We start from the raw sequence: 4,616 nt of genomic DNA on the forward strand, positions 1-4,616 counted from the left end.
TTCATGTCCATGCCCAATCTCCTCTGATTGGAAAAGACGAAAGGGCACGTAAACGCGCCCTTCCGTCAATCACCACGCGCCGCTATTACTGAAGCAGCTTCAGTACAGCGGATGGCAGCTGGTTAGCCTGCGACAGGATCGCAGTGGAAGCCGACTGCAGGGTTTGCTGCTTGGTCAGTTCAGCGGCTTCGGAAGCGAAGTCGACGTCCTGGATGGTGGAGCGAGCAGCGGTGCTGTTTTTCTGGATGTTGGACAGGTTGTCCACAGTGCTGGTCAGACGGTTCTGTACCGCACCCAGGCCCGAACGGGAGCTGGAGATGGTAGCGATAGCCTGGTCGATTACGGAAACAGCGTTCTGAGCCTTGGTGGCGTCAGTCACGTCAGTTTGCGATACGGCGGTCTTGGTCGAAGCAGCCGAAGTAGCGGCACCGAAGATACCGGTCACGCCAGCGCCTTCCAGGGAGTAGCCCTTGGCGGAGTCCATGTTCACAGCACCGGTAGCGATGATGCCGTCAGCCAGGGCAGTAGCAGTACCGTAAGCGCCCGAACCGTCTTTGGTGGCAACAGTGATGGTGCCGGCAGCGGTCGAAGCGCTGAAGGCCAGGTTTTCACCGGTGTCGGATTTAACCGACAGAGTGCCTTTGGTCTCGTCGTAGTTAACGCTGATACCCAGTTTGGCGGAGTTCGACTTCAGCTGGTCAGCCAGGCTGGCAGTGTCTTTTACGCCAACGAACGTGGTGGCTTGGCCGCCAACGGTCATGGTGAACGAAGCTGGAGCGGTAGCAGCACCAGCGCCGACTACGAACTGAGCTTCAGTGCTGGCGGTAGCGCTCAGGCCACCGATGGCGCCGTTCAGCTGGGCAGCGATGGTTTTGGCAGAAGCTGCACCGGCTACGGTAACGCTGGCAGTCTGGCCGTTACCGGTCACTGCGATTGCGCCGCCTACAACACCAGCGCCTGGAGTGATGCCGATGCTCTTGATTTGCTGCGAACCGATGTTGTTGGCAGCAACGTTGTCCAGGGACAGGTTGATGGTTTCGTTAGCGTTGGCGCCAACCTGGATCGACTTGGTACCGTACGAACCGTCCAGCAGCTTCTGGCCACCGAAAGTAGTGGTCTGGGCGATACGGGTCAGTTCCGAAGTCAGAGCCTGGTATTCGTCGTTGTTCGACTTACGGTCGTCGGTGCTCAGGGAGCCAGTAGCCGAGGACAGAGCCAGGGTACGCATTTTTTGCAGAATGTCGGTCGAAGCCTGCATTGCGCCTTCAGCGGTCTGCGCGATGGAGATACCATCGTTGGCGTTCTTTACAGCTTGACCCAGGCCGTTGATCTGGCTGGTCATGCGGTTGGCGATACCCAGGCCGGCGGCGTCGTCTTTAGCGCTGTTGATACGCAGGCCGGAAGACAGGCGCTGCATCGATTGGGCCAGGGCGCCGCCAGCTTTGTTCAGGTTGCCCTGAGTAGTGATCGAAGCAATGTTGGTGTTTACTGTTAAAGCCATGACGAAATCCTCGTTGGATGGATACTGCGGCTTCCGGCCCTGGCAACCGCCGGGTGTGGCCTGAGAACCTACGTAATAGTTATCGTCGTGGGAGCCGGTTGCTTGAGGCTTTTTTTGAAATTTTTTACTAGCCCTATGCCATCCCTTGCATTTCAAGGGTTTACGGTAGTTCAAAACCCCGCATTCATTGGCTTTTCTGGCGCCAAATAAAAAACGCCGATGATCGGTCGATCATCGGCGTTTTTGTGTGAGCGCTTGTGCAGCGCGTTCAAGCTATTAAAGCGTCACGGGCGATAGAGAATCGCCGAGCCCCAGGACAGGCCCACACCAAAGCCACTGATCGCCACGCGCTTCCAGGTCGCGCCCATCACGTGCTTCTCCAGCAGCAGTGGAATGCTTGACGACACGGTGTTACCGGTCTCGACCATGTCCTTGATGAACTTGCCCACCGGCGCATCTTCAAAACGCCGCGCCACGGCATCGACAATCGCCGCACTGCCTTGGTGAATGCAGAACGCATCGATGTCGTCAGCCTTGAGGTCGGACTCATTGAGCAACTCGTGCAAATGCGCCGGCACCTTGAGCAAGGCAAAGTTGAATACCTGGCGACCGTTCATAAAGAACACGCCGTCGCTGACCTTCAGGTGCGGTGCGCCGGAACCATCGGTGCCGAATTTGGACTTGCCCAGCAACCATGGCGCGTCTTCGCCCATCCAGGTGGCGGTGGCGGCGTCGCCGAACAACATGGTGGTGTTGCGATCTTCTGGGTCGACGATTTTCGAATACGGGTCGGCGGTGATCAGCAGGCCGTTTTTCAGGCCGGCGGCTTCCATGAAGCCCTTCATCGCGTAAATGCCGTAGACATAGCCGGAGCAGCCCAGGGAAATATCAAAAGCGGCCACATGGGTCGGCAGGCCGAGCTTGTCCTGAACGATGGCGGCGGTGTGGGGCAAACCCTCTTCGTCTCCGTTCTGGGTCACGACGATCAGCGCGTCAATCGACTCACGCTTCAAATCTGGGTTGTTGGCAAACAAAGCGTTGACCGCCTCGACACACAGATCGGAGGTTTCCTGAGCCGCTTCCTTGCGCGGCAGGAACGCCGAACCGATCTTGCCAATGATGAACTCTTCATCCTTGGCGAATTTGGCACCCTGGGCGTAGTTATCGATCCCGTCTGCCGGCACGTAACTGGCGATGCTTTTTATGCCAATCATTGTGGCTTCCCAATACTAAATAGCTGGAGAACACCCCGCGAACAGCCTCGGGGGGCGCTGACAATAAGGGGATAACCCCGCAAAAATTTCGCTGAAAGCCCGCGCGCAACGACCTGGCGACGACTTATCCTTTTCACACGATACAGTGAAGATGCGCTTTATGACTCACAGGTCACTCAATTTTGTGTGCTTTGTGCAAAACCTTCAAACAATTAAGTCGTAGAAACGACAACGGCCCATCCTGTTACCAGGCTGGGCCGCTGCGTAATCGCGACGAAATTACATTCGGCTGAACAGGCTCAACTGGGAAATTTTCACGAAAGCCAGCTGCGACGCCTGCAGCATGGTTTGCTGCAACGTCAGGTTGATCGCCGCCTCGCCCATGTCGATGTTGGCCAGATCACTCATGGTGCTGGTATTGGCCAAGCCAATACTGGTGTTTTCACTGGCCTGGATATCCAGGGCATTCTGCCGCGCACCGATGGAGCCGCGCACGTTATCGAGCTGGGTACGTGAATTGGCCAGGTTGCTGATCGATGCATCCAGGACATCCTTGAGCTTGATCGCCGCCGCCGGATTGTTGTCGGCAGGTTGCTCCAGTGCCTGACGCAACTGGCTGAGGGTATCCAGCGCGTTCTGGGTTTTCTTGGTACTGGCACCGACTGAGAACTGATCACCCGCCTGCGGTGGCCCGGCATTCACATCAAACGTCACCCCGGCCGCCGTGACCGTTGTACCGCCGCCGGTATCACCGGTGGCAATGGCCTTGCTGTCGGCCGAGTAAGGCTGGGCGTACACCTCGTAGGCGGTGGCGCTAGTGAACTTGATAACCGCGCCACTGTTGGCCGGGAACGTGCTGGCGTAGTCCGCCTGATTGGACACACGGGCACCGGTCAATTGTGCGGTGGAGGCATTGCTTGGCGTGCGCGAGACACTGAAGGTATCCGGCTTGGCTTCCAGGCTGAACGAACGATCCTTGACCAGTGCATCAGAGTTGGCACCGGGCGCGACATCGCCCAGGTTCAACGTGATGTCGAACTTCACACCGCGCAACGCAACGCTGGTACTGCCTTCCTTGGTGGCATCGAACGTGCCGTTGCCCGGAATCTCGGACGTCACGTCGTTGCCGTCCTTGTCGGCCACTTTGTATTGCGTGCTACTGGTAAAGGTCAGCTTGTAAGGCTGGCCATCGGCGAATTTCTTGGTGTAGTCGATGCCCGAAGTGACCAACCCGGCCGACAGCGCGACCTTGTTATCGTTGACCGTAGGCGGCACCGTCTGTGGCACCGGTGGCAGCCACGTGGCCTGGGTACGCCCAGAGTTTGCTGCGCCTTCCAGAATGGTCTTGCCGGTATCACCAGCACTGACATTCAGTGTATTGGAAACCTGCAGGCTCAGCGGCGTTTCATCGCCCTGATAGCTGTAGGTGCCATCGCTGTTACGCGAATACGGCGGGGTCTGGGACTTGGAGCCGGAGAACATATAGTTGCCGGACGAGTCTTTGCTGTTGAGCAGCCCCAGTACCTGATTTTCAATCGCGCCGATCTCGCTGGCGATAGACCGGCGATCAGCGTCGCTGATCGAACCACCGGCGCGCAAGGCCAACTGGCTGGCGCGCTGCATGGCATCGTCGATCGAACTCAGTACGCTTTCTTCGTTGGTCAGGGAGTTCTTCAGGCTGGTGACGTTGCCGCTGAACTGGCCCAGCATGTCTTTTTGCTGTTGCAGCAACAACAAGCGCGCCGCCGCTACCGGATCATCCGCGGCGGTTTGCACACGCACACCGGAGCTGGCCTGCTCCTGGGCCTTGACCACACTGGAGTAGTTATCCGAATACTTGGTGGAGCTGGTTTCAAAATATTGAGCAGTAGAAATACGCATCGTCCCAGGCTCCCTTAAAG

Annotated in this window: 3 protein-coding genes; all 3 read right to left on the reverse strand. The window is 57.7% G+C overall.

All coding sequences use genetic code 11. The annotated features are described in order from the left end of the window. Window positions 1–85: 85 nt before the first annotated feature. The 3 genes from ACRESD_RS09385 to ACRESD_RS09395 all read right to left on the reverse strand — a co-directional run bounded on the left by ACRESD_RS09385 (window position 86) and on the right by ACRESD_RS09395 (window position 4,596). Window positions 86–1,501, reverse strand: a complete 1,416-nt coding sequence (locus ACRESD_RS09385) for a flagellin (protein WP_431750661.1) — start codon at window positions 1,499–1,501, stop codon at window positions 86–88. Between the two features lie 284 nt (window positions 1,502–1,785). Further along, a complete protein-coding gene (locus tag ACRESD_RS09390; RefSeq protein WP_431750662.1) occupies window positions 1,786–2,715 on the reverse strand; it encodes a ketoacyl-ACP synthase III in 930 nt (309 codons plus the stop codon). A 279-nt stretch (window positions 2,716–2,994) separates the two neighbouring features. Further along, window positions 2,995–4,596, reverse strand: coding sequence for a flagellar hook-associated protein 3 (locus tag ACRESD_RS09395; protein WP_431750663.1), 1,602 nt, complete (start codon window positions 4,594–4,596; stop codon window positions 2,995–2,997). Window positions 4,597–4,616: the final 20 nt, after the last annotated feature.

This window comes from Pseudomonas sp., from assembly GCF_050739995.1.
Classification (GTDB): Bacteria; Pseudomonadota; Gammaproteobacteria; order Pseudomonadales; family Pseudomonadaceae; genus Aquipseudomonas.